Below are 22,262 nucleotides of genomic sequence, written 5' to 3'. Positions count from 1 at the left end.
GGTCAGGTGTCACCCTGCCCCAGCGGACCGACGATCTCCGTCAATGAGACGCCGAAGCGGGAATTGTCCTCTTCGACCACGACCACCTCGCCGCGGGCCACGATGCGGCCGTTGACGACGACATCAACGGGTTCGCCGACCCGGTGATCGAGCGGCACCACGGCGCCGCGGCCTAGCTTCATCAGGTTCGCCACCGGAATGGTCGCGGACCCCAGCACGACCTGCATGGTGACGGGAATGCGCAGGATGGCATCGACATTGGCGAACTTGCCGGTCTCCTCCGCCGTGCGCGCGGCGATCTCCGCCAGCCGCTCCAGTGGAGATGTGTCGGCATGCCCTTCGTCGGATGCCGATGCTCGCGTGGCAGAGTCATAGTCGAAGGATTGCGCCATTTGGTATCGCCTCTTGGTATTTCCGCTGCCGGAGCACCGTGGCGTTCCGGCCGTATCGTCTTCGCCGGCTTCGGCTTCAATGCTTGTTCACTTCGACACCGGCGCTCGCGGCGGGCCGGAGCCCGGACCTCGCATCGAGTGCCGCGATCGCCTCGTGGGCCTGATCGATCTTCGTGCTCAGCACATTGGCGAGCCGTCCGAGATTTGCGGTGGAATCGTGCGCCGCATGGATGACCGTGTCGAACGCACCCGCCGTCTCCTGGACGATGGTCGAGAACTCCCCCTGATAGCTGCGCAACCGCGCCAGCTCGCGGTGCATCTTGGTCACCCGCATGCTGGTGAAGGCGAGCGCGATCAGCAGCACGGCATCAACGAGATAGGATATCATCGACGAACTCCCGTTTCTGATCGACGGGATCGGCCACCTGCATGGCGTAATAGCCGTCGAGCTGGCCGATCTGGCACCAGAACAGCACCTGGTTGTTGCTTTCGAGCCGGGCGAGCGTGCGCGGCGTGGCTTCGAGCTCGAGCACCTGCCCGACCTGGAATTTCACGACGTCGCCGAGGGTGATCATCTTCTCGTCGAGCACCGCGCTCAGCGTCACCTCGGTGCGGTGAACCTCGCTCTCCATCTGCTCGCGCCAGCGCGGATCGGACGCGCGGCCGTCGCTGACGACGACATGCGCCAGCTTTTGCCTGAGCGGGTTGAGCGCGGAGTGCGGAATGATCAAGAACATCTGGCCGCCGCGATAGAGCGCCTGCAACATGATGTTGGCGCAGATCGACATGTTGCCGCTGCGTCCGATCGCCAGCGAGGCCATGGCCGTCTCGACCCGCTCCACGCGGAAGGTGACGTTGGAGGTTCCGGCAAAGGCGGATTGCAGCGCCTTGGCGAACCGCTCGAACAGCGCCTGCACCAGGCGGATCTCGATGTTCGAGAATGCGCGCTCGACGTCGAGCGGGGGCTCGGCGCCGTCGGACCCGAACATCGCCTCGACCATGGTGAACACGAAATCACGGTCGAGCATGATGATGACGCGGGAGTCCCATTGCTCGGCATAGAGCACGGCCGCCACCGCGTTGGCCTCGTAGGGGTTGATGATGTCGCCGACGCGGTCATTGGTGATGCCGTTGACCGAGAAATAGCAGGGCGTTCCGGCCATCGGCTGCAGGCTGTCGGTGCACGATGCCGCCATGCGATCGAAGATCACATTGAGCATCGGCATGCGCTCGATGGAGATACCCGCCGCGTCGAGCAGGTAGTTCGGCAGCTGTTTGCGCTGATCGACCTCGACGTCTTCCATCATCATGCGCGGGCAGCCTTCGGTTCAGCCTCGGTCGGGACGGCCTTGGGACCCGCAATCGTCTCGTTCTCGACGACGTCGATCGACGGCCGCTCCGTGCTCGCGATCATCTTGCGGCCGTGCTCGACGGCGATCTGCGGCATGGCACCGTTCATGAACGCCAGCAGCGTCTGCTTGACGATGATGTAGGGCCGGCACTTCTTCTCGCGCGTCATCTTGATCTTGATCGCAAAGGGCGAAAGGACGCCGTAGGACAAGAAGATGCCGGCGAAGGTGCCGACGAGCGCCGCGCCGATGTAACCGCCCAGCAGCTTCGGCGACTGGTCCAGCGCCCCCATGGCCTTGATGACGCCGAGCACGGCGGCGACGATGCCGAGCGCCGGCAGCGCCTCGGACACCGTCACCAGCGCATGGTAGGGCGACAGCTTGCTCTTCACGATGGTGTGGATCTCCTCGTCCATCAGCGCCTCGATCTCATGCGTGCGCGCGTTCCCCATGATGATGAGGCGGACATAGTCGCAGATGAACTGGAGCAGCGCCGGGTCGGAGAGCACGCTCGGAAACGCCTTGAAGATCTCCGAGGAGGCGGGATCGTCGATATGCGCCTCGACCTCGTTGCGGCCCTTGCCGCGCAGCTCGCGCATCAGGGCATGGAGCGCACCGAGCAGGTCGAGATAGTAGCGCTCGCCGGGCACTGCCCCGGTGATGGCCTGCATGCAGGCGACCCCGGTGTCCACGACCGTCTTCCACGGATTGGCCACGATGAAGGTGCCGACGGCGGTGCCCATGATGATCACGAACTCCCACGGCTGCATCAGCACGGCCAGATGCCCGCCCATGGCGGCAAAGCCGCCGAGCAGTGCCGCCACCGTGATGAAAATCCCCACGAAACTGCCCAACACGCCGCTCCATCACCGATCCCACCGGAAACATCTAGCGGGCGAGCCTTGCGCGAAGCTGGCTTGCGAATCGCCAGCCCCGCGCAAGCAATTCGCGGCAGCTTGCGACGACGTCGCGGGAGCGGCCAGAGGAACGCGTCTCATGCTATCCACCATCGCGGATTACACCAGACTGACCAAGGACATGGGCAAGTCGCTGACGCAGGTCGCGACGCAGCCGGATGTCAGCCGCGAGACCGACTATTTCCTCAGCCACATCGGCAACGTGAAGACGATCGACGATTTCCTGAAGGACTACCGCCTCTACTCCTACGCGATGAAGGCCTACGGCCTCAGCGACATGACCTATGCCAAGGCGTTCATGCGCAAGGTGCTGACCGAGGGGGTCGGCAACAAGAACACCTTCGCCAACAAGCTCACCGACGTCCGCTACCGCGAATTCGCCAGCGCCTTCAATTTCGCCGCCCTCGGCAGCAATGCGACGAAGACCACCCAGGCCACGACCGGGACGGCGACGCAATATGTCAGGCAGACGATGGAGCAGAAGGCCGGCGACCAGAACGAGGGCCTGCGGCTGGCGCTGTATTTCACCCGCAAGGCGTCCACCGTCACCACCTCCTATCAGATCCTCGCCGACAAGGCGCTGACGCAGGTGGTTCAGACCGCGCTCGGCCTGCCCTCGACGATCAGCGCGGCCGACATCGACGCCCAGGCCAAGATGATCACGGACAGGATCAAGCTCACCGACTTCCAGGACCCGGCCAAGGTCACCAAATTCGTGCAGCGCTTCGCCGCGATGTGGGATGCGACCCAGGCCCAGAGCGACAACTCGACCAACCCCGCGCTGGTCCTGATCGGCGGCGCCTCGTCGATGGCCAGCATGGACATCGACATGCTCTCGAAACTTCAGTCCATCCGCTTCGGAAAGTAAATCATGCAATCGGCTCTCTATGTCGGATTGTCGGCGCAGGTCGCCCTCGAAAAGCGCCTCCAGACGATCGCCAACAACGTCGCCAACGTCAACACCGCGGCGTTTCGCACCGACGTGGTGAAGTTCGAGACCGTGTTGTCCAAGGCGGGCGCCAGTCCGGTCGCCTTCTCCTCGCCCGGCGACAACATCATCTCCCGAGAGATGGGCAACATCACCGAGAGCGGCAACCCGCTCGACGTCGCCGTGGTCGGACAGGGCTGGATCGCCTTCGCCGGTCCGAACGGCACGGTCTATACGCGTGACGGCCGCCTCCAGATCGCCCCCAACGGCGACCTTCAGACCGTATCGGGCTTTCCCGTGGTCGATGCCGGCGGCGCGCAGATCACGCTCGACCCGAACGGCGGACCGGTGTCGATCGCGCGCAGCGGCGCCATCACCCAGGACAACAACGAGATCGGCACCATCGGCCTGTTCAACATTCCCGCCGACGCCAATCTCGAGCGCTACGGCAATTCCGGCGTCACGCCCGACCGTCCGGCGACCGCCATCGCCGATTTCTCCCGCGACGGCTTCAAGCAGGGCTATGTCGAGGGCTCCGGCGCCAATCCGATGATGGAGTTGACCAAGCTGATCGCGGCCTCACGCGCCTTCGACGGCACCAATTCGATGATCGAGGGCACCGAGGGCTCGCTCCAGAATGCAATCCGGACGCTGGGCGAACCCGGCAAATAGACTGCGCCTCGCGCGCATTGAGGTTGGACGGTTTCCTTGAACGCTCTTCGGCAACTCGAATGGGCGCTGCTGGAGCTTCAGCAGAGCACCCCCCTGGCAAGCGTCAGTGGCGCGATCTCCGAGATCGCGCCGACGCATTTCCGCGTCTCCGGCCTGTCGCGCTTCGTCAGGCTCGGCGAGCTGATCGGCGTCGCCGGCACGCCCCAGATCGGCGAGGTGGTGCGGATCGACAGCGAGGGCATCATCGCCAAGCCGTTCGACCGCCAGTTCGCCGGCGGCCTCGGCTCGGTCGCCTACCGCATGCCGCCGCCGTCCTTTGCGCCCGATCCGAGCTGGAAGGGCCGCGTCATCAATGCGCTCGGTGCGCCGCTTGACGGCCAGGGTCCGCTCACCCCGGGATCGCGCGCGGTCTCGGCGGAAGCCGAGGCGCCTTCGGCCATGAAGCGCTCGCGCGTGCACAAACCGCTGCGCACCGGCGTGCGCGTCATCGACCTGTTCGCGCCGATCTGCGCCGGCCAGCGCGTCGGCATCTTCGCCGGCTCCGGCGTCGGCAAATCGACACTGCTTGCGATGCTCGCCCGCAGCCAGGGCTTCGACACCGTCGTGCTGGCGCTGGTCGGCGAGCGCGGCCGCGAGGTGCGCGAGTTCATCGAGGACGTGCTGGGCGCTGACCGTCATCGCGCCGTCACAATCGTATCGACGGGCGACGAAAGTCCGATGATGCGGCGGCTGGCGCCGAAGACGGCGATGGCGGTGGCCGAGTATTTCCGCGACCGCGGCGAATCGGTGCTGCTGATGGTCGATTCGATCACCCGGTTCGCCCATGCCGCCCGCGAGGTTGCACTCGCCGCCGGCGAGCCCGCGGTTGCGCGCGGCTACGCGCCGACAGTCTTCACCGATCTGCCGCGGCTTCTGGAGCGCGCCGGCCCCGGCGAGGAAGGATCCGGCACGATCACCGGGATCTTCTCCGTGCTGGTCGACGGCGACGATCACAACGAGCCGATCGCCGACACCATCCGCAGCACGCTCGACGGGCATATCGTGCTCTCCAGGCACATCGCCGACCAGGCGCGCTATCCGGCCGTCGACGTTCTGGCCTCGGTCTCCCGCCTCGCTCACAACGTCTGGGATCCCGAGGAGCGCGAATTGGTGAGCAAGCTGCGGGCCATGATCGCGAAATACGAGGACACGCGCGATCTTCGCCTGATGGGCGGATATCAGTCGGGACGCGATCCGGGCCTCGATCAGGCGGTCGAGATGGTGCCGAGAATCTACAACGCCATGCGCCAGGACGCTTCGGCGCCGCCGAGCGCCGATCCGTTCCGCGAGCTCCGGGACATGCTCAAAGGCGACTAGAGCGCGTTGAGAATCATCATCGCGCTTCAGGTTGCTGCATTGTTTTCCCACTCCTGCGCCGGCGCGCGATGCGAGCGCACGTCGCTCGACGTTTTCGACAGGTGTTTGCGCATGCCGCCACGCTTCCAGCGCATGCACGGACGTGACTGTCACTGGCTTTCGCCTTTTTTGCGTGTCCACCGTTCAGGGGAGAGCAGCGAGCGGCCGCGATCGACGGGCCATTCCGAGCCAGAGGCAACAACAACCGGCACGTGCAATTCCTGCGAATTCCCTCGGATGCTCCCTGACGGATCGTACAAGTTGTGGATGACATGGCGGCGCGCATCGTCTTCGTGCACAACCTTCGATCAACTTGCATCAACGGCAGACAATGACGTGGCGTGCAATCAAACCGTTGCAGAGTCGCGTGCATGCTGCTCGTGCCAGCGTATTGCGTTCACCTTCATGTGTTCGGACGCGTGAGATTGTCTTGAACGTTACATTCGCCTGCTTCGACATCCAATCTCCGCGAGTGTCTTGACTTGATTTTGTTGAGAAGCTCATTCATCGTTTCGGTTGAATACAAGAAACGTCTGCTTGTGACTTGAACTTTAGGGGCTTCGGTTGAACTACTCCGATCCATCGTCTGCTGGCGACGGCAACTCGGCCCCCGTGCGACGACGGCGCCATTGGTGTGCCGCAAGCGACCCGACCTTTCGCTCCAGACCACGCGACTCCCGTCGGTCCAGGTCGGGTGCGTCGTGAATCGCGCCTTCGAGCGAGAGCGCGCTGCGGTTTTCTCATCGCGCACCTCCAGCGCTCTGACGCCTCGCGATGGAGTCGCGAGCCAGGACGCAAAGCGGCTTGACGCCGCAGACGAAGTTCCGGGGACGAGGTAAATCCATGCCATTGGCACGAGAGGCCGTCGAGCTGCTGATTCAGGCGGCGAGGGCCTGGTATTTCGAGGGCAATCAGCATGGACTGCGCGACCGCGAATGGATGGCGCTGCGCTTTCTCGGACGTGCAAACCGATTTTCGCGCACGCCCTCCGCGCTCGCCGGTTTCATCGGCGCCACCAGAGCGACGGCATCGCAAATCGTGAAGACGCTCGAGAGCAAGTCCTATTTGGTGCGAAAGCCGTCGCACGAAGACAAACGCTCCGTCGTGCTCCACGTCACCGCGCAGGGCGAGAAATGCCTGAGTCAGCACGACCCGATCAATCACGTGATGAACGCGGTCACCGCGCTCGGACCTGAGGAATGCATCAGGCTTCGCGACTCGCTGCGGGAGGTTCTCAATCATCTCGACGCGGCCCATCAGCGACTGGATGCGAGCATCTGCCGGGATTGCATGTTTCTCGCCGAACGCGGCCCCGTCACCGGCAAGGGACGCGCAACGGCCGAGTTCATGTGCCGGTTGTATCGCGCTCCGATATCGCTCGAGGAGACGGAGCTGTTGTGCACGAGCTTCGAGCGCACCCGCGACCGTCCGAAGATCGAGGAACATCTCGGTCGCGCGCGCGTGGCGAGCCAGGGATGAGGTGCGTGCGCGGTCGTTCCCGCGATCACGCGAGCCTTGGCGACCGCTTCAAAATGACGAAGCAAGGTGAGTCAGGGGCGGCACGGTCCATGCGGAGAGATGGGCCCCGGCTCTGCAGCGCAACGTCGAAGGGACGCTGCGCTGCGTCCGGAGCACGAGAGCGGAATGTGGCGCACACTCTCTCCACGTCATTGCGAGGAGCCCTTGCGACGAAGCAATCCAGAGTCCTTTCGTGGAGGGATTCTGGAAGCTTCGTCGCTTCGCTCCTCGCAATGACGGAGTATGGAGCGATAGCTGGCTCTCCAACCTCCACTGTCATTCCCCGCGAAGGCGGGGAATCCAGTACGCCGCGGCTTCTCGATTCAATCACGAACGTCTCGGAGTACTGGATCGTCCGGTCAAGCCGGACGATGACACCGAGTGCGTGGCTACGGACACGCCTTCGCAGCCTCGCGGCGCTTTTCGCCCGAGCTTTGCTTGGTCGCTCCACCCCTCCTATCCAAGAGGGTGCAGGGAAGGCCGGGTGCCGGCGGCACCCGCGGTCCGCTGCGCATGGAGCACACGCAGGAAGAACCGCACAGCAGCATACAGGTGAAGCCCAACACACGGCCTTCCCTGCGCGATGGTCGGACGGCTTATGCCGCGCTCTCCCGGGAGCCGAGTTCCTTCTGGCCTCCCTCACCCTCACGGAATTCACCGGCCCCGCGCCGGTTGACGCAGATGCCGCATCCGCAAGAGCTTGACCGTAGCAACGACGGCCAGGACCACACGGTTTTGCCGTACGCACGGTTCGTTGGCGCCACAGGGTCCGCGGGCGTTGTGCACCTTGCCCTCGGAATATGACGCGACGAACCTGACAGCGCCGCTCGTCCACGCGATGCAAAGGGCTCACGGAGAGCAATCCGCCCTGCCCTTAGCTTTCGCGCACGACGCTGCTGCGTCCACCGCAAGCCCGGCTCTGCGATCACACGACAACATGACCGCCCCTCAAGGGTGAGCCGGGATGAACGACACATACGTCAATTCCGAATTTCGGTAAAGCGGAATATTTTTCCGAATCTGGATTGACAGAGGGCGACACAGGCGAATGCGGTAGCCCATGGATCGCTGCACAATAAAAAACACCCGGCGGTTTCCCGCCGGGTGCTCGTTCAGCCGTTGCGAAGATATTACCAGTTGCGCTGGGCGCGGAGCAGCAGGGTGACGCTGTCCTGATCCTTCAGCTGGTACAGGGCGGCCGGCTTGGCCGTCGTACCGGCACCGGCGTAACCGACCGTGCCCGAGTACTTCTGGTCGAGGCGGGTCCAGTTCAGGTCGCCCGAGAACGTCAGGTTCTTGACCGGGGTCCAGCGGGTGATGAGGCCGATCTGGCCGATGGCGAAGTCAGGGTTACAACCCGTGACACCGGCGAGACCGCCGAACACGCCGCCTGCACCGCCAGCGCCGCAGAGAGCGGTCTTGGCGAGCGAGCCGTACTGCGCCTGAGCGTAGGCACCGTACAGCGCGGTGTTCCAGTAGGGATCCCAGTTGTGGGTGTAAGCGCCACGGAAGCCCCAGGTCTTGACCGTCTCCTGCTGGCTGCCCGTGATGAACACGGTGTCCGGAGCATAGGCGAAGCCGACGCTCTGGTAGGCAACGCCCGAGTTGCCGAACATCGAGTAGGAGCTGCCCGCCAGGTTCTGGAAGTTGTAGCGGGTCGCACCGTCGGTGTAGACGCCCGAAATGTTGATCACGTCACCCGCACCGGTCGGGATGTTCTTGATCGACAGAGCGAGCTGAACCGCCCAGCCCCACTTGTCGTCGGGGTGGCCAGTTGGCTCGGTCGCGCCGTAGTAAGCGACGTGGTTGTCATGCGCAGCGACCGACGCCTGGAACATACCCCAGGCCTGGTCGACACGGACCATACCGACGAGGTTCGGCGAACGCGAACCGCCGATGGCGTTGGTGCCATACGTACCACCGATCATGCCGCCTGCGGTCGCGCCGGTCAGGTTGACGTTGCCGGCCTGATAGTAGGCCGTCGCGTCTTCAGCCGAGAACGACGCCGTGATGCCTTGACCGAAGTCAGCGGTGTAGGTGAACTGGTTGACACCAGTGACCGTGCCGGAGCCGCCGACGAGGCTGTCGATGTTGTTGCCGGGATAGTTGGTCCAGGGCGCGTCGAACTGCGACACGGCCTTACCCATGGTGAAGCCGGCGAACTGGATGAAGGCATAGTACACGCCGAGCGAACCGGCCGAGGTGTTGCCATCGGTGCCGTTGACCGACGAACCAACGAGCGCCGGCGTCGCGCCGGAGGTGTTGAGGCCGAGGTTGCCGGTATAGACCGTGCCACCCGTCGCAGAGCCGGAGCCCTGATAGCCGCCGGTGGTCCAGGTGAACACGCCGTCGAAGAAGGTACGGACGACGCCGTATTCGGTCGCGGTGCGCGTGTCGATGTTGAGATCCTGACGAGCACGCATGTTGTAGTAGTTGCTCAGGCGGTTGTGCGCACCGGCCGGAGAGCCATTCGAGATGCCGTAGTTGCTGTTGGTGTTGAACGCGACTTCAGCGCGCAGATAACCACCCAGCTTGATGCAGGTGTCGGTGCCCGGGATGTAGTAGAAGCCGGCGCCGTACAGCGAGCAGATCTTCACGTATTCGACCGCCTTGGCCTTCACGGGGAGATCGGCAGCGAACGCCCCGGAGGCGGCCATCAGGCCGGCAGCCGAGCCGAGCAAAAGCGTCTTCGTTAACTTCATTAGGTAAACCTCCAGGTCGATTCAGGGGGCTCGGCTCCTCGGAGGACACCGCTTCACCCTCATATTTCCGTTCAATTCAGATCCGCACTGAAGGTCCGGTCTGAAACGACAGCGAGGTGCCCCCCCTCCGTCGTGCTTCACGTATAGTTTATAAAAACAACCGCCTCAATTTATTGATTTAGTGAACTGAAAGTTCGGCGACGGATGTTGCTCGCGAGCAACAGAGAGGTGGGAACACCAAATAACGTACTGAACAAAAAGTAAAAAGCCCTCAGGGGGCATCCCGAGGGCTTTCTTGGAGGTCTCACATCGCTGTCCGTCGACGGGGTCAAGAGCAGCAAAGAATGAGTGCACCGAGACGTAATTGAATTAATTGATTTCTGCAAGCATCAAATCGTCGAGCCATTTCGATAATGTCACGCCTGTTGCCCTTGTCGGGGCGCGACATAGGAGACGTGCTCGCGATATCCCGATAGAACATTGACCCAAGAACAAGAAGAAAGGATCAACGCCAAACGGGGGGCAACGCGGCATGATCGAGAAGAAGCTCGACAAAACGATCAGGGAATTCATCTGGAACATCGTCGAAATCCACGCGCAGCTGGACGACATTCACACCAGCTGGGCCGGACTGTTGGGCATTACCCAGCCGCAATGGCTGATCTTGATGGCGATCACCGAGCTGGACGAAGGACGAGGCGTTGCCGGCATCGAGATCGCGAACAAGTTGCGGGTCCACCCGGCCTTCGTGACCAACCAGACCAAGATCCTGGAAAAGGGCGGCTTTCTATCGCGGCAGCCGGCAACGGACGATGCCCGCTTCATTCTGATGTCGTTGACCGCGAAGGCGACGGCGGAAATCGAGAAACTGTCCAAGAGAAAGCTCGCCTTGAACTCGACCATGTTCAACGAGCTCGACGAGAAGACCTTGAGTGAACTGAATGCAGCGCTCGCAACCATTGCGAGGAACGCCCGGCTGGCGGCACGATTGCTGGCTATCGACGCCTCGTGATCGGCCGATGCCGGGGCGAGACCGAGTGCCCGGGCCGAATGCTGGCTATCGTCGTGCTGCGTCAGGATCGGCCTTCCGTGGCTCGCGACATCCACTCCAGCGGACTCTTCACGACGAGGCCAAATCGCGCACCGCCATGGCCTGACCGCGCTACAGGTATGTCACGGGCTGATGCTGACGGGCAGTCCCGAGCTTGCTGTCGAGCCAATCGAGCACGAAGTTGTCGACAGCGATGAAATTCTCGACCTCGCCGAGCGGGTGCGGCACGTTGTTGGGCACGACGACCGAGCAATCCGCTCCACTCTCCCGATAGCCGGCTTGCAGGTCGAGAGCATCCTGCTCCCAGATCATGGAGCGAGTCCCGACGACCATGAGCAGCGGGCACGGAAGCCGACGCGACGGCAGCAACGAACCCGCCGAGGCTCCGTCAGGGACGGCCGGCCCGAAACTGGTCATCCTCCGCAGTGCTCTCCGCATGACCGGCGTCGAGACACCGCCGTCGCACACCGCGGCCGCGATCCTGCGATCCGAGAGGGCGAGACGGGACGCGTGACAAGCGCCCGCCCCTTCACCATAGATCGCGATCCGCTGCGAATCGACATCGGGGCGAGCTTCCAGATAGTCCAACCAGCACTGAAGCCTGTGCTCCGGCTTGAAGGAGCGATGAACGGTCGAATTGCCGGCATTGACGAGCAACAGCGACATGCTCCCGCAGAGCGAGGCCGGCAACAGCCTGCTCATCATCGAGCCCAAGGTGATGTCCCCATCGCTGACGCAGATCACCGCCGGCGCCGTAGGTCCACGACGGAGCGCCGGCAGGAAGAAGCCGGCCAGCACCCCTTGATCGAAGAAATCGATCTTGACGCGCTCAATCGCCAGACCGGCCTCGGCTTCGAAGCCTCTCAGGCCGATACCGACCTCGTCTGCGAGATCGGCACTTTCGACATCCCCCGGACAGGACAGAGTCCTGACGACTTCGAGGGCCGTCAACGAGCAGAGCCATGCTTCCCGCGCAATCTCGGCGGACCCAACGTCGCGCGCGCTTTCGGCCAATGTGCGGTAGTCGTCCGCGAGCCTCAACCAGTCCGAAATCCACAGATGCCGGTGCGTCTCACGCACGAGCTCGGCGACGGACAGACTTTCGAAAAATTGTGACGCGCGATCCCGCAAGCGGGCCAGGTTTTGGCCCGCACCGTCGCATGCGCCGCAAGGCCAATGATCCCCTTCCATCTCAGCCCCCCGAGCGACGCCGTCAACAACTGCCCGGACTTGCGTCCGGACCGGCGGACTTCGCGTTCTGCACAGCGCCCTGCGCAACTGCTCGATGCGATCGCAGGCGCACCGTTTCATCTACGCGTCGCGCAGCGGGGGCACTGCGCGAGACGGCCGGCATCCCGAACGAGCCAACTTGGGCACCAAGTCGGGGCCGGCTCAACTCAATCGTCACGTCCCAGCTCCATCGCTGTTGCACAGTCATTGCCGCGCACACTTGCGATGCGGGCCTCGTCGTTTCTCGTTGCGATCGGCGGATGAAGACAACTTCACTTCGCCGATAGAACAGACATGCCTGTCTGTGCCGTCATTGTGAAACCACGATATGGTGAGCGATGCGGCGGTTTGCCGCTTCATCGAAGCCAACCGGCGACATGACAGGACGATGACAGCGCCCCCGCCAACTTGCTGATCTTCTGCACCCGACGTGTGACGAAGTATGATCGCACCCTACGGAGTGCCCGAACGGATGGACATCCGACAAATCGAAATTCGGTGAGGTCAATTTCAGGACGCCTGCGGGATTGAGCAAGCGGACCGGGCGGCATGTGCCGAAGCCGCGAGCGCCTTGACCTGTCGCGCGACAAACGAGCGTCCGTGGCCAGATCGCGCGAGGCAGGCCGGCGTTCGCGCCGGCGGACGAAAGGTCGGCGGATTGCGCCTCCTCCATCCGGCGCGGCCTTGTATGCATTATCCCAGTTGCCATCCCCGCAGACTTCGCTTTACATGCCGGCAACTCGCCCGCGGATGACGGCCGGGGCTCAAAAATCACACACATTGTCAGAGGGGACGGAGCATGGCGCGCAACATATTGATTCTCGGGGCTTCTTACGGCTCCCTGCTGGGCACGAAGCTGCTGATGGCGGGTCATAACGTCACCCTGGTCTGCCGCGCCAAGACGGCGGAGCTGATCAACCGCGACGGTACCGAGGTGCGCATCAAACTGCGCGACGAGGCGGTGCACCGGGCGATCTTCTCGCGCAACCTGCCCGGCAAGCTGGATGCGGTGACCCCGGCCAATGTCGACCTCTCCCGCTACGATCTGGTCGGCCTTGCGATGCAGGAGCCGCAATACACCAACCACACGGTGCGCGTTCTCATGGTCAAGATCGCCGCGGCGAAGCTGCCGTGCCTGTCGATCATGAACATGCCGCCGCTGCCTTACCTGAAGCGGATTCCGGCGCTCGCGGACATGGATCTCGAGGAGGCCTACACCAATGCGCAGGTGTGGGAGCGGTTCGAGCCGGGTCTGGTGACGCTGTGCTCGCCCGACCCGCAGGCGTTCCGTCCGCCGGAAGAAGCCGCCAACGTGCTTCATGTCGGCCTGCCCACCAACTTCAAGGCGTCCGTGTTCGCCGACGAGAAGCACAACAAGCTGCTGCGCGAGCTCGAGGCCGACATCGACGCGGTGACGCTCGACGGCCTCGACGTGCCGGTGAAGCTGAAAGTGTTCGATTCGCTGTTCGTGCCGCTGGCGAAATGGTCGATGCTGCTCACCGGCAATTACCGCTGCATCACGCCGCACGAGCCGCAGTCGATCCGCGATGCCGTGCACGGCGATCTCGAGCGCTCGCAGACGATCTACGACCATGTCGACGCGATCGCCCGCAAGCTCGGCGCCGATCCGCAGGACCAGGTGCCGTTCGCAAAATACGCCAAGGCCGCGGAAAGCCTGCTCAAGCCGTCCTCAGCGGCGCGCGCGGTCGCGAGCGGCGCGCCCTTCATCGAGCGCGTCGATCTCCTGGTGAAGCTGATCTCGCATCAGCTCGGCGTGCCCAACCCCGAGATCGACCGCACGGTCGAGACCGTGGACCTGAAGCTGAACGAGAAGATCGTGCAGGGCGGATCCGGCGCGCAGTAGCGCGCCGTTCCCGCGGACGCCGGTCTCACGCGCCCAGGAGCGATTGAACCCAGATCAGGCCGGTCACCGCGACCAGCGTGACCGCGCCGGTGCGCGTGACCAAGTCGGGATGGCCGAGGCGGCGAGCACCGCGGCCGAGCGTTGCGCCAAACGTCACCCACGCAATGCCCGCCATGACGATCAAGAGCGCGATCACGGCGAGCCGGGGCACCAGCTCGAACGGCCCTGCCTGGAGCGGCAGAAGCAGGAAGGCGAACACCAGCGCCTTGGGGTTCAAGAGCGTGGTGAGCAGCACGTGATTGAAGGTCACCGGTGCGCCACCGCGCAGTTCACGCGACCGGAAGCGCCAGAGCATGACGGCCAGGCACAGGATGTAGACCGTCACCGCCACGCGAAGCACCATGGCCGCGATCGGGATATCGCTGACGATCGGACCGAGCGCGAGCCGCAGCAGCGCGATCGCCAGCAGATAGCCGGCGAGCTCGGCCGCGAGGAGATGCAGCGAGCGCGCGATGCCGACCCCCGCCGCCGATGTCGCGAGCAAGGTGTTGGTCGGCCCCGGCAATGCCAGCAGGAAGCAGGTCGCGGTGAAGAAGGTCAGAAAACTCATCGGCCCAGCTAACAGGTTGCGGGCTCACGAACCTTGATCTGCATCACTTTCCGCCGCGGATGGTGATCCCTCGTCTGCACCGCCGCTTGCTTCACATGCGCGGCGCTGTTCCCGGTGTGGCGCAAACCCAACGACCATTACCGCCCCTGGTCGCGCGACGGATCGCCTTCGTGCTCAGCGTGCCGGCGGATATCACGACTGCGTGAGACGATCGCAGGGCGCACGTCACATCCCGGCGTCCGGTAACCAAAGCGAACCGATTCCGCGCGAAATCGGCGCCCCTTACCTGCTCGCCCTCCATTCGCGCAAACGTTGCATGCGTGCAGCACGGACCCGGCTTCTTGCCCAGCTGCGGCAGAAATGAGCAACATATCTTTTCAAGTCAGGTGTCTGTGACCTGTTTTCCAGTCTGTGTTTCCGGCTGGAATCGCAATGCACGGCTGAAACCGAGAAGAACAACAACAATGGATCAGGCGATGCTGACCGTCGTCCGCGCCGTGCAGGCGGGCGCGACGACGTTGAAGGGCGTGATCGACGCCACCGGACTGTCCCGTCTCAAGATTGAACGTGCGTTGAATCTGCTGGAGAAGCAGAAGCTGCTGGTCCGCAACGGCCAGGGCATTCGCGCGACCGGCCTGCCGAAGGCGACGCGGCCCGCCCGGCAGTGCGGCTCATGCAACGCCTGCTGCGATATTCTGGAGGTGGCCGCCGTCGACAAGCCGGTGAACCAGCTCTGCAAGCACTGGCAGACGGGTACGGGCTGCACCATCTACGATCGCCGCCCGCCGATGTGCCGCTCGTTCGTCTGTGCCTGGTTGCAGGGCCATCTCGACGAGTCCTGGTTTCCCGTACAGGCGGGCCTCGTGGTGCATTTCAGCCAAGACGCCGTCAACGTCACCGTCGACGACGAATGCCCCGATCGCTGGCGCGAGGAGCCCTATTTCAGCAAGCTCGTCGAATGGTCGCTGAATGGCATTCGGCGGATTGGCAACCGCGGCTATGCCACCCTCGTCGTCGCCGGCGCGGATCGGTTCCTGCTGCTCGGACGCACCGTCGTTCCGGAGCCGACGCTGTTCGGAACCGCGTTCCTGCCGCTCACTGGCGATACATTCCGGTTCTGGCGGGCGACGTCGCCGGAGCATTTGCAGCGGTTGCACGAGCGCATCGCCGAGATCGAACGCATCAGGCAGGAATTCGGCTCCTGCGCCATCCCCGAGAACGAAGACGACGATCCGCACGCGCCGTATCGGCCCGCACTTCTACGGTTGTCGCATCACGCCTGAACTCCGCCGTGGGCAACGCTGCCTGATTCGCGCCGTGGCGCTCGACGCGCGCCGGCCGGGTTGATAAGCCGCTGTCCGCGAATGACGGGGACTTGAGTCGGGGACATGACGGTTGCGATCGAGATGGGGCAGACCACGGCGGGCGCCGCGGCGGCCATGGACCTCGAGGAACTGCTGGCGACCCGTCTCCTGGTGCAGGGCAATTCGGGCTCCGGCAAATCGCATCTGTTGCGGCGGCTGCTGGAACAGAGCGCGCCCTGGGTGCAGCAGGCCATCATCGACCCCGAGGGCGATTTCGTCACGCTGGCCGAGCGCTTCGGCCATCTCGTGATCGAGGCCGAGGATCACACCGAGCGCGGCCTTCAGGTCGCCGGCGAGCGCGCGCGGCTGCATCGCGTCTCCACTGTGCTCAATCTCGAAGGCCTCGACGCCGAGAACCAGATGCGCCGTGCGGCCGCGTTTCTCGGCGGCATGTTCGACGTCGACCGCGACCATTGGTACCCGATGCTCGTGGTCGTCGACGAGGCGCAGCTGTTCGCGCCGGCGGTGGCAGGCGAAGTCTCGGACGAAGCGCGCAAGCTGTCGCTCGGCGCGATGACCAATCTGATGTGCCGCGGCCGCAAGCGCGGCCTCGCCGGCATCATCGCGACCCAGCGTCTGGCAAAACTAGCCAAGAACGTGGCGGCGGAAGCCTCCAACTTCCTGATGGGCCGGACCTTCCTCGACATCGACATGGCGCGCGCGGCCGACCTGCTCGGCATGGAGCGGCGGCAGGCCGAGGCGTTTCGCGATCTCGAGCGCGGACAGTTCATGGCGCTGGGACCCGCGCTGTCGCGCCGTCCGCTGCGCTTGAACATCGGCCCGACCGATACGAGCCCGCGCAATTCGACGCCGCGGCTGGTGCCGCTGCCGGAAGCGACGCTGGAGGATGCCCGCGCCGTGATCCTGGCCGCGCCCCCGCCCGATGCCAGCCGTCCGCAGCGGCGGCCCGCGCCCGACCTGCTCGAGCAGCTCCGGGCGGCGAAGGCCGCCGCGATCCCGGAGATCCAGCCCGAAATCGTGGAGGCGCCGGTCAGCGCCGAGGAGCTCGCGCAGCGGCGCGAGCGCGTCGATCGCACGCTGCGCGCCGTGCTGGCCGAGCCCGATGCCGGCTTCCGCGCCATCGGCGTGCTCTATCAGGAGTTCGTGGTCCGCTGCCGCATCGAGGGGCTCGGCGCGGCGGTGCCCGATCTCAACGAATTCCGCCGCATGCTGACGCATGCGCGGGCCGGGCTCGGGACGGATCTCGCCGAAGACGACGCCTGGCAGGACGTGTCGCTGCGCGCCTCGATCCTGCCCGACGACATGCAGGGCGTATTCATGATGATCGCGCGTGCGGCCAGGGAAGGCTGGCCCTGCCCTGGAGACGCTGCGATCGCCCGGGCCTATGGCTCGCATTCGCTGCGCCGCGCGCAACGGCTGCTCGGCTATATGGAGGAGCAGGGCCTGATCGTCGTCCAGCTCGACGGCGGCGGCCGCCGGATCGTGACGCTGGTAGAGCTGGCCTGGGCGACGGCGCCGGGCGATCCCAATGGCGACGATGTGCCGGCGGAGCCCGCGCGGAGCGCGGCGGCGCTCTGATGCCGCCGATTTAGAAGCGTCTCAGGCTGCCTCGAAGCCGCGGGCTGCATCGGGCGAACGGCGCGCCCCATCCGCAAACATGCGGCGATAGAGCAGCACCGAGACCAGCCAGGCCAGCGCGAACAGCGCGACCACGACGAAGCCGACATTCGCCAGCGACTCGTTGAGCCCTTCCACCACCGCCCAGAAGCCGCCGGACAAGCCGAGGCGTTCCGCGATCAGGCCGAGCGCCTCGACGCCGCCGATGAACAGCGCGACCGCGACGGAGGCGCCGGTGATCGTGAGATTGTACCAGAGCTTGCGCAAGGGATCGACAAAGGCCCAGCGATAGGCGCTGACCATCAGCGCGGAATCGGCGGTATCGACCAGCGCCATGCCTGAAGCGAACAGCGCCGGGAAGACCAGGACGTCGGCAAGCGAGGTACCGCGCGCAGCTTCGCCAGCGGAGATGCTGAGCAGGCCGATCTCGGTCGCGGTGTCGAACCCGAGGCCGAACAGGAAGCCGAGCGGATACATGTGCCAGGGCTTCGTCACCAGGCGGAACATCGGGCCGAGCAGCCGCGCCAGGAATCCGCGCTTGGCGAGCAGCGCATCGAGGCCGGCGGCGTCGTGAACGCCCTGCTCACGCGCCATGCGGAACGTCCGCCACAGGCCGGCGAAGATGGCGAGATTGATGGCCGCGATCACCAGCAGGAACAGCGCCGAGACCGATGTGCCGATCAGGCCGCCGATCTGCTCGAGCAGGCTGTCGCCGCCGAGGCTGACGACGCCGAGCGCCAGCAGCATGGTCGCGACGACGACGACGGTGGAATGGCCGAGCGCGAAATAGAGCCCGACGCTGCGCGGCGCGCCGCCCGCCTGCATCAGCTTGCGCACGACATTGTCGATGGCGGCGATGTGATCGGCATCGACGGCGTGGCGCAGGCCGAACACCCAGGCCAGCAGCGCGGTCGCCATCACCGTCGGACGGTCGCCGAACGCCGCAAAGGCCCAGGCCCATGCGGCAACATTGGCGGCGACGAGCCCGCCGAACAGCAACACCACGCCGGGCTCGACCGCCCGCAAAGACCATCTCGTCACGATATCATTCCGTCCGCTGCACGCCCCGTCGCCACCGGTATGATATTTTCATAGAATTCTCACACTAGCCAGTCCCGGCATTGGCCTGCCGAACGCCTATGCGAGTATGCGGGACGTCATGCCCGGGCTTGTCCCGGGCATCCACGGTCTTCGTGCAGCAAGGAAAGCCTTGGATGGCCGGGTCAAGCCCGGCCATGACGTTGTGGGGGCATTTAGGACTACGCCGCCTCGGAACCGCCGAGATAGGCGTCGCGGATGCGGGGATCGTCCTTCAATGTCCGCGCCGGGCCTGACAGCACGATCTTGCCGGTCTGAAGCACATAGGCTTCGTGCGCGATCTCCAGCGCGAGGCTGGCGTTCTGCTCGACCATGAACACCGAGACACCCTCCTGGTTGATGGTGCGGATCAGCTCCAGCACGCGATCGACATAAAGCGGCGACAGGCCCATGGTCGGCTCGTCCATCACGATCATGCGGGGGCGGCTCATCAGCGCGCGCGCCATCGCCACCATCTGCTGCTCGCCGCCGGAGAGTGAGCCGGCGCGCTGCGACAGGCGCTGGCCGAGTTTTGGGAACAGCGTGAGCATCCTGTCGAGATCCTGCGCCACCGCCTCGCGGTCGTTGCGCACGAACGCGCCCATCAGGATGTTCTCGCGGACGCTCATGTCCGCGAACAGACGCCGCGCCTCCGGCACCGAGGCGATGCCGCGGCGGACGATCTGCGGCGTGGAGAGGCCTAGCAACGAAGCACCATCGAACGTCACGTCGCCGGAGCGCGGCTTCACCAGGCCCAAAATGATTTTCATCGTCGTCGATTTGCCGCTGGCATTGCCGCCGAGCAGACAGACGATGTGGCCGCGCGCGACCGTGATCGAGAGGTCGAAATGCACCTGGGCCTGGCCGTAGAAGGTATTGACGTTCGACAGCGCCAGCAGCGGTTCGGCGGAAGCGTTGGTCATGCCGCGCTCTCCTGCTTGGTCGCGAGGCCATGGCCGAGATAGGCCTCGATCACCTTGGGATCGCTCCGCACCTGTTCGCCCGGCCCTTCCGCGATCTTCTTGCCCTCGTCCATGACGATGACGCGGTCGGAGAGGCGCATCACCATCTCCAGCTTGTGCTCGATCAGGAGGATGGTCAGCCCTTCCGCTTTCAGCTCGGCGACGAGCGCCTGCATCTCCGCGGTCTCGGTCGGGTTCATGCCGGCGGTGGGCTCGTCGAGCAGCAAGAGGCGCGGCCTCAGGGCGAGCGCGCGGGCGATCTCGACGCGGCGGCGGTTGGCGTAGGACAGGCTGTAGGCGGGCTGGTCGATCCGCGGCAGCAGCCGCTCGCCGAAGCGTGCGAGGATAGTCTTCATCTCCTCGCGCAACCGCTCCTCCTCCGCCTTGACGCTCGCGGGACGCAGCAGCGCGAGGCCCAATTCCAGCAGCGGGCCGATCACCGGCACCGCCGGCTTGACCGCACGCAAGCGCGTGTGCGCGCCGATCAGGACGTTGTCCATCACGCTGAGATTGCCGAAGACGCGGCCGAGCTGGAAGGTGCGCGCGATGCCTTCTGCCGCAATCCGTTCCGGCGGCAGGCCCGTGATGTCCTGTCCCTCGAAGCGGACCTCGCCGGCATCCGGCCGATCGAGCCCCGTCACGAGGTTGAACAGCGTGGTCTTGCCCGCGCCGTTCGGGCCGATGATGCTGACGAGCTCGCCCTTGGTGAGGTCGAGATCGATGGCATCGACCGCGGTGAGACCGCCGAAGCGCCGGGTAAGACCGCGCAGGGACAGCATGGGAGCGTGCTCCGCCATCAGACCGTCCCCAGCAGGCCCTGCGGCCTGAACCGCACGAGCAGCAGCAGCACGATGCCGTAGATCAGGATGCGGTACTCCGCCGCGACCCGGAAGACTTCGGGCAGGCCGACCAGCGCGACCGATCCAAGGATCGCACCGACGACGTTGCCGAGGCCGCCGAGGATCACGACGGTCAGCGCCAGGATGGATTGCTGCGTATTGAAGGTCTCGTGGTTGATGTAGGAATAAAGATGCGCGGCGATGCCGCCGCTGATTCCGGCGGCGAACCCGCCGAAGATGAAGGCGAGCGATTTGTAGCGGTTGAGGCCGAGGCCATAGGCGCGTGCGGCGATATCGTCGTCGCGGATGGCGCGGAAACTGCGGCCGAGATGCGAGCCGAGCAGGCGCCCCTGGAGCAGCGCGAGCACGACCATCACCGCGAGGCTGAACCAGTAGACCGACGCCGGGCTGATCAGATCGTAGCCGAACAGCGACAGCGGCGGGATGCCGGAGATGCCGATCGGCCCGCGTGTCACGCTTTCCCAGTTCAGGATCACCAGTGCCACGATCTCGCCGATGGCGAGCGTTGCGATCGACACGTAATGCCCGCGCAGGCGGAACGACGGCGAGATCAGGAGCGTGCCGAGCGCGGCACTCATCAGGCCGCCGCCGATGACCGCGAGCCCCACGGGAACGGCCAATGTCAGCGACAGCAATGCGGAGGTGTAGGCGCCGATCGCGAGCAATGCGGCATGGCCGAGCGAAACCTGCCCCATCGTGCCCGCCACCAAAGTCAGACTCAGCGCAAGCATACCGAGCAGCCAGGCGTTGATCAGGGTCTGGAGCACGTAGAAGGACACCGGAAGCAGCGGCAGGATCGCGAAGCCGGCGACCGCGACCAACAGCGCCCAGCGCGGAATTTGCACCGGGCGGCTCGGCGCGATGAACGTGCCGGTCAGCGGCTCGGGCGGCGCCTGCCGCGCGCTGACGAACAGCCCGTTCGGCCGCAGCACGAGCACGACGACCAGCAGCAGGAACGCGAATAGATTGCGATAGCTGGTGCCGAGCATGGCCACGCCGTAGCTCTCGACCAATCCGAGCAGAAGGCTGCCGATGACCGCGCCCGGCACGTTGCCGGCGCCGCCGACGACTTCCGCGACGACGCCCTTGAGCGTCGCCTGAAGGCTCATCGCAGTGTCGATCTGGTTGTAGTACATGCCGACCAGCAAGCCGGAGACGCCGCCGAGCGCCGCCGCGATACCGAACACGGCTTGATTGACGCGATTGACGTCGACGCCCATTTGCATGGCGGCATCGCGGTCCTGCGCGGTGGCACGCACGGCCCAGCCCAGCTTGGTGTAACGCAGGAACACGAACAGCAGCAGCGCGCTGGTGAGGCCGACGCCGGCGATGAGCAGGTCGAGAGGCCCAATCGTCCCGCCACCGACCTGGAAGCGGATATCGGGCAGCTGGCTCGGCAGCGCGCGCGGATTTGGCGAGAAGGTCAGCATCACCAGCTGGTCGAGCACGAAGCTGATGCCAATGGTCGCGAGCAACGGCGCGATGCGCACCGAATTCTGCAGCGGCCGGAGGCCAAAGCGCTCGATGATCAGCCCGACGATCGCCGCGGCCACGGCGACCAGGATGATGGTGAGCGGCAGCGGCGTGTGCAGCTGCACGACCGCGACCCAGCCGATATAGGCACCGACCAGATAGATCGACCCTTGTGCGAAGTTGATCAACCGGCTGACGCCGAAGATCAGCGCGAGCCCGACCGCAACGAGTGCGTAGACATTGCCGACGATCAGCCCGTTGATGGTGTAGTCGACCCAGGAGGACACGCTGATATCACCGCGTAGAGAGGAAAGCGGCCG

Annotated in this window: 19 protein-coding genes; 8 read left to right on the top strand and 11 right to left on the bottom strand. The window is 64.9% G+C overall.

The window, feature by feature from the left end; genetic code table 11:
• Positions 1-2: 2 nt before the first annotated feature.
• From fliN to motA, 4 genes are all read right to left on the bottom strand, one after another.
• Positions 3-392 (bottom strand): flagellar motor switch protein FliN, encoded by a 390-nt coding sequence (fliN, locus tag BCCGELA001_RS08800; RefSeq protein ID WP_008560385.1) that lies wholly within the window; start codon positions 390-392, stop codon positions 3-5.
• Positions 393-468: 76 nt separating this feature from the next.
• Complete coding sequence (locus tag BCCGELA001_RS08795) at positions 469-780, bottom strand: hypothetical protein (protein WP_008560386.1); 312 nt, start codon at positions 778-780, stop codon at positions 469-471.
• A complete protein-coding gene (locus tag BCCGELA001_RS08790; RefSeq protein WP_008560388.1) occupies positions 761-1,702 on the bottom strand; it encodes a flagellar motor switch protein FliM in 942 nt (313 codons plus the stop codon). Before BCCGELA001_RS08790 ends, BCCGELA001_RS08795 begins: the two co-directional genes overlap by 20 nt.
• Positions 1,699-2,595 carry a flagellar motor stator protein MotA gene (motA, locus tag BCCGELA001_RS08785; protein WP_060735081.1) on the bottom strand — a complete coding sequence of 299 codons (897 nt, stop codon included), beginning with the start codon at positions 2,593-2,595 and terminating at the stop codon, positions 1,699-1,701. Before motA ends, BCCGELA001_RS08790 begins: the two co-directional genes overlap by 4 nt.
• A gap of 142 nt (positions 2,596-2,737) precedes the next feature.
• Here motA and BCCGELA001_RS08780 point away from each other — a divergent pair, with 142 nt between their 5' ends.
• The 4 genes from BCCGELA001_RS08780 to BCCGELA001_RS08765 all read left to right on the top strand — a co-directional run bounded on the left by BCCGELA001_RS08780 (position 2,738) and on the right by BCCGELA001_RS08765 (position 7,132).
• Positions 2,738-3,526: a DUF1217 domain-containing protein gene (locus tag BCCGELA001_RS08780; protein WP_008560403.1), complete on the top strand. Its 789-nt coding sequence runs from the start codon at positions 2,738-2,740 to the stop codon at positions 3,524-3,526.
• A 3-nt stretch (positions 3,527-3,529) separates the two neighbouring features.
• Positions 3,530-4,258: a flagellar basal-body rod protein FlgF gene (gene flgF / locus BCCGELA001_RS08775; RefSeq protein WP_060735080.1), complete on the top strand. Its 729-nt coding sequence runs from the start codon at positions 3,530-3,532 to the stop codon at positions 4,256-4,258.
• A 36-nt stretch (positions 4,259-4,294) separates the two neighbouring features.
• The gene (gene fliI / locus BCCGELA001_RS08770; RefSeq protein ID WP_060735079.1) at positions 4,295-5,614 is read left to right on the top strand and encodes a flagellar protein export ATPase FliI; all 1,320 of its coding nucleotides are present in this window, start codon (positions 4,295-4,297) and stop codon (positions 5,612-5,614) included.
• Between the two features lie 882 nt (positions 5,615-6,496).
• Entirely contained in the window at positions 6,497-7,132 is a 636-nt protein-coding gene (locus tag BCCGELA001_RS08765; RefSeq protein ID WP_060735078.1) for a MarR family winged helix-turn-helix transcriptional regulator, read from the top strand.
• Between the two features lie 1,169 nt (positions 7,133-8,301).
• Here BCCGELA001_RS08765 and BCCGELA001_RS08760 read toward each other — a convergent pair.
• Positions 8,302-9,873: a porin gene (locus tag BCCGELA001_RS08760; protein WP_060735077.1), complete on the bottom strand. Its 1,572-nt coding sequence runs from the start codon at positions 9,871-9,873 to the stop codon at positions 8,302-8,304.
• 532 nt (positions 9,874-10,405) lie between these two features.
• Between BCCGELA001_RS08760 and BCCGELA001_RS08755 the strand changes: the two genes are divergently transcribed.
• Entirely contained in the window at positions 10,406-10,885 is a 480-nt protein-coding gene (locus tag BCCGELA001_RS08755; protein WP_008560426.1) for a MarR family winged helix-turn-helix transcriptional regulator, read from the top strand.
• A gap of 150 nt (positions 10,886-11,035) precedes the next feature.
• On the opposite strand, the gene BCCGELA001_RS08750 is transcribed toward BCCGELA001_RS08755, so the two are convergent.
• Positions 11,036-12,115 (bottom strand): alpha/beta hydrolase family protein, encoded by a 1,080-nt coding sequence (locus tag BCCGELA001_RS08750; RefSeq protein WP_008560428.1) that lies wholly within the window; start codon positions 12,113-12,115, stop codon positions 11,036-11,038.
• Positions 12,116-12,953: 838 nt separating this feature from the next.
• Here BCCGELA001_RS08750 and BCCGELA001_RS08745 point away from each other — a divergent pair.
• On the top strand, positions 12,954-14,018 hold the full coding sequence (locus tag BCCGELA001_RS08745; RefSeq protein WP_060735076.1) for a ketopantoate reductase family protein: 1,065 nt from the start codon (positions 12,954-12,956) through the stop codon (positions 14,016-14,018).
• Positions 14,019-14,043: 25 nt separating this feature from the next.
• On the opposite strand, the gene BCCGELA001_RS08740 is transcribed toward BCCGELA001_RS08745, so the two are convergent.
• Complete coding sequence (locus BCCGELA001_RS08740) at positions 14,044-14,628, bottom strand: LysE family translocator (protein ID WP_008560432.1); 585 nt, start codon at positions 14,626-14,628, stop codon at positions 14,044-14,046.
• Positions 14,629-15,092: 464 nt separating this feature from the next.
• Between BCCGELA001_RS08740 and BCCGELA001_RS08735 the strand changes: the two genes are divergently transcribed.
• Positions 15,093-15,911 (top strand): YkgJ family cysteine cluster protein, encoded by an 819-nt coding sequence (locus BCCGELA001_RS08735; RefSeq protein WP_008560434.1) that lies wholly within the window; start codon positions 15,093-15,095, stop codon positions 15,909-15,911.
• Between the two features lie 105 nt (positions 15,912-16,016).
• Positions 16,017-17,531 carry an ATP-binding protein gene (locus BCCGELA001_RS08730; protein WP_060735075.1) on the top strand — a complete coding sequence of 505 codons (1,515 nt, stop codon included), beginning with the start codon at positions 16,017-16,019 and terminating at the stop codon, positions 17,529-17,531.
• A 21-nt stretch (positions 17,532-17,552) separates the two neighbouring features.
• On the opposite strand, the gene BCCGELA001_RS08725 is transcribed toward BCCGELA001_RS08730, so the two are convergent.
• From BCCGELA001_RS08725 to BCCGELA001_RS08710, 4 genes are all read right to left on the bottom strand, one after another.
• The gene (locus BCCGELA001_RS08725; RefSeq protein ID WP_236840837.1) at positions 17,553-18,611 is read right to left on the bottom strand and encodes a HoxN/HupN/NixA family nickel/cobalt transporter; all 1,059 of its coding nucleotides are present in this window, start codon (positions 18,609-18,611) and stop codon (positions 17,553-17,555) included.
• 218 nt (positions 18,612-18,829) lie between these two features.
• On the bottom strand, positions 18,830-19,570 hold the full coding sequence (locus BCCGELA001_RS08720; RefSeq protein WP_060735074.1) for an ABC transporter ATP-binding protein: 741 nt from the start codon (positions 19,568-19,570) through the stop codon (positions 18,830-18,832).
• A complete protein-coding gene (locus tag BCCGELA001_RS08715) occupies positions 19,567-20,406 on the bottom strand; it encodes an ABC transporter ATP-binding protein (protein ID WP_060735073.1) in 840 nt (279 codons plus the stop codon). The genes BCCGELA001_RS08720 and BCCGELA001_RS08715 overlap by 4 nt, the downstream gene beginning before the upstream one ends.
• The gene (locus BCCGELA001_RS08710; protein WP_008560460.1) at positions 20,406-22,229 is read right to left on the bottom strand and encodes an ABC transporter permease; all 1,824 of its coding nucleotides are present in this window, start codon (positions 22,227-22,229) and stop codon (positions 20,406-20,408) included. Before BCCGELA001_RS08710 ends, BCCGELA001_RS08715 begins: the two co-directional genes overlap by 1 nt.
• Between the last annotated feature and the right edge of the window lie 33 nt (positions 22,230-22,262).

Origin of the sequence: Bradyrhizobium sp. CCGE-LA001 (genome assembly GCF_000296215.2) — a bacterium.
In the GTDB taxonomy this organism is placed as follows: domain Bacteria; phylum Pseudomonadota; class Alphaproteobacteria; order Rhizobiales; family Xanthobacteraceae; genus Bradyrhizobium.
Note: the sequence above shows the minus strand (reverse complement) of the source record. Positions and strands in the feature narration are given on the sequence as shown.

Bases quoted from the DNA above. Each gene is read 5' to 3' on its own strand.
- BCCGELA001_RS08790 (WP_008560388.1), bottom strand. From the start codon at position 1,702: ATGATGATGGAAGACGTCGAGGTCGATCAGCGCAAACAGCTGCCGAAC.
- BCCGELA001_RS08755 (WP_008560426.1), top strand. From the start codon at position 10,406: ATGATCGAGAAGAAGCTCGACAAAACGATCAGGGAATTCATCTGGAAC.
- BCCGELA001_RS08740 (WP_008560432.1), bottom strand. From the start codon at position 14,628: ATGAGTTTTCTGACCTTCTTCACCGCGACCTGCTTCCTGCTGGCATTG.
- BCCGELA001_RS08795 (WP_008560386.1), bottom strand. From the start codon at position 780: ATGATATCCTATCTCGTTGATGCCGTGCTGCTGATCGCGCTCGCCTTC.
- fliN (WP_008560385.1), bottom strand. From the start codon at position 392: ATGGCGCAATCCTTCGACTATGACTCTGCCACGCGAGCATCGGCATCC.
- flgF (WP_060735080.1), top strand. From the start codon at position 3,530: ATGCAATCGGCTCTCTATGTCGGATTGTCGGCGCAGGTCGCCCTCGAA.
- BCCGELA001_RS08715 (WP_060735073.1), bottom strand. From the start codon at position 20,406: ATGGCGGAGCACGCTCCCATGCTGTCCCTGCGCGGTCTTACCCGGCGC.
- BCCGELA001_RS08720 (WP_060735074.1), bottom strand. From the start codon at position 19,570: ATGACCAACGCTTCCGCCGAACCGCTGCTGGCGCTGTCGAACGTCAAT.
- BCCGELA001_RS08750 (WP_008560428.1), bottom strand. From the start codon at position 12,115: ATGGAAGGGGATCATTGGCCTTGCGGCGCATGCGACGGTGCGGGCCAA.
- BCCGELA001_RS08735 (WP_008560434.1), top strand. From the start codon at position 15,093: ATGGATCAGGCGATGCTGACCGTCGTCCGCGCCGTGCAGGCGGGCGCG.
- BCCGELA001_RS08765 (WP_060735078.1), top strand. From the start codon at position 6,497: ATGCCATTGGCACGAGAGGCCGTCGAGCTGCTGATTCAGGCGGCGAGG.
- BCCGELA001_RS08745 (WP_060735076.1), top strand. From the start codon at position 12,954: ATGGCGCGCAACATATTGATTCTCGGGGCTTCTTACGGCTCCCTGCTG.
- BCCGELA001_RS08760 (WP_060735077.1), bottom strand. From the start codon at position 9,873: ATGAAGTTAACGAAGACGCTTTTGCTCGGCTCGGCTGCCGGCCTGATG.
- BCCGELA001_RS08730 (WP_060735075.1), top strand. From the start codon at position 16,017: ATGACGGTTGCGATCGAGATGGGGCAGACCACGGCGGGCGCCGCGGCG.
- BCCGELA001_RS08780 (WP_008560403.1), top strand. From the start codon at position 2,738: ATGCTATCCACCATCGCGGATTACACCAGACTGACCAAGGACATGGGC.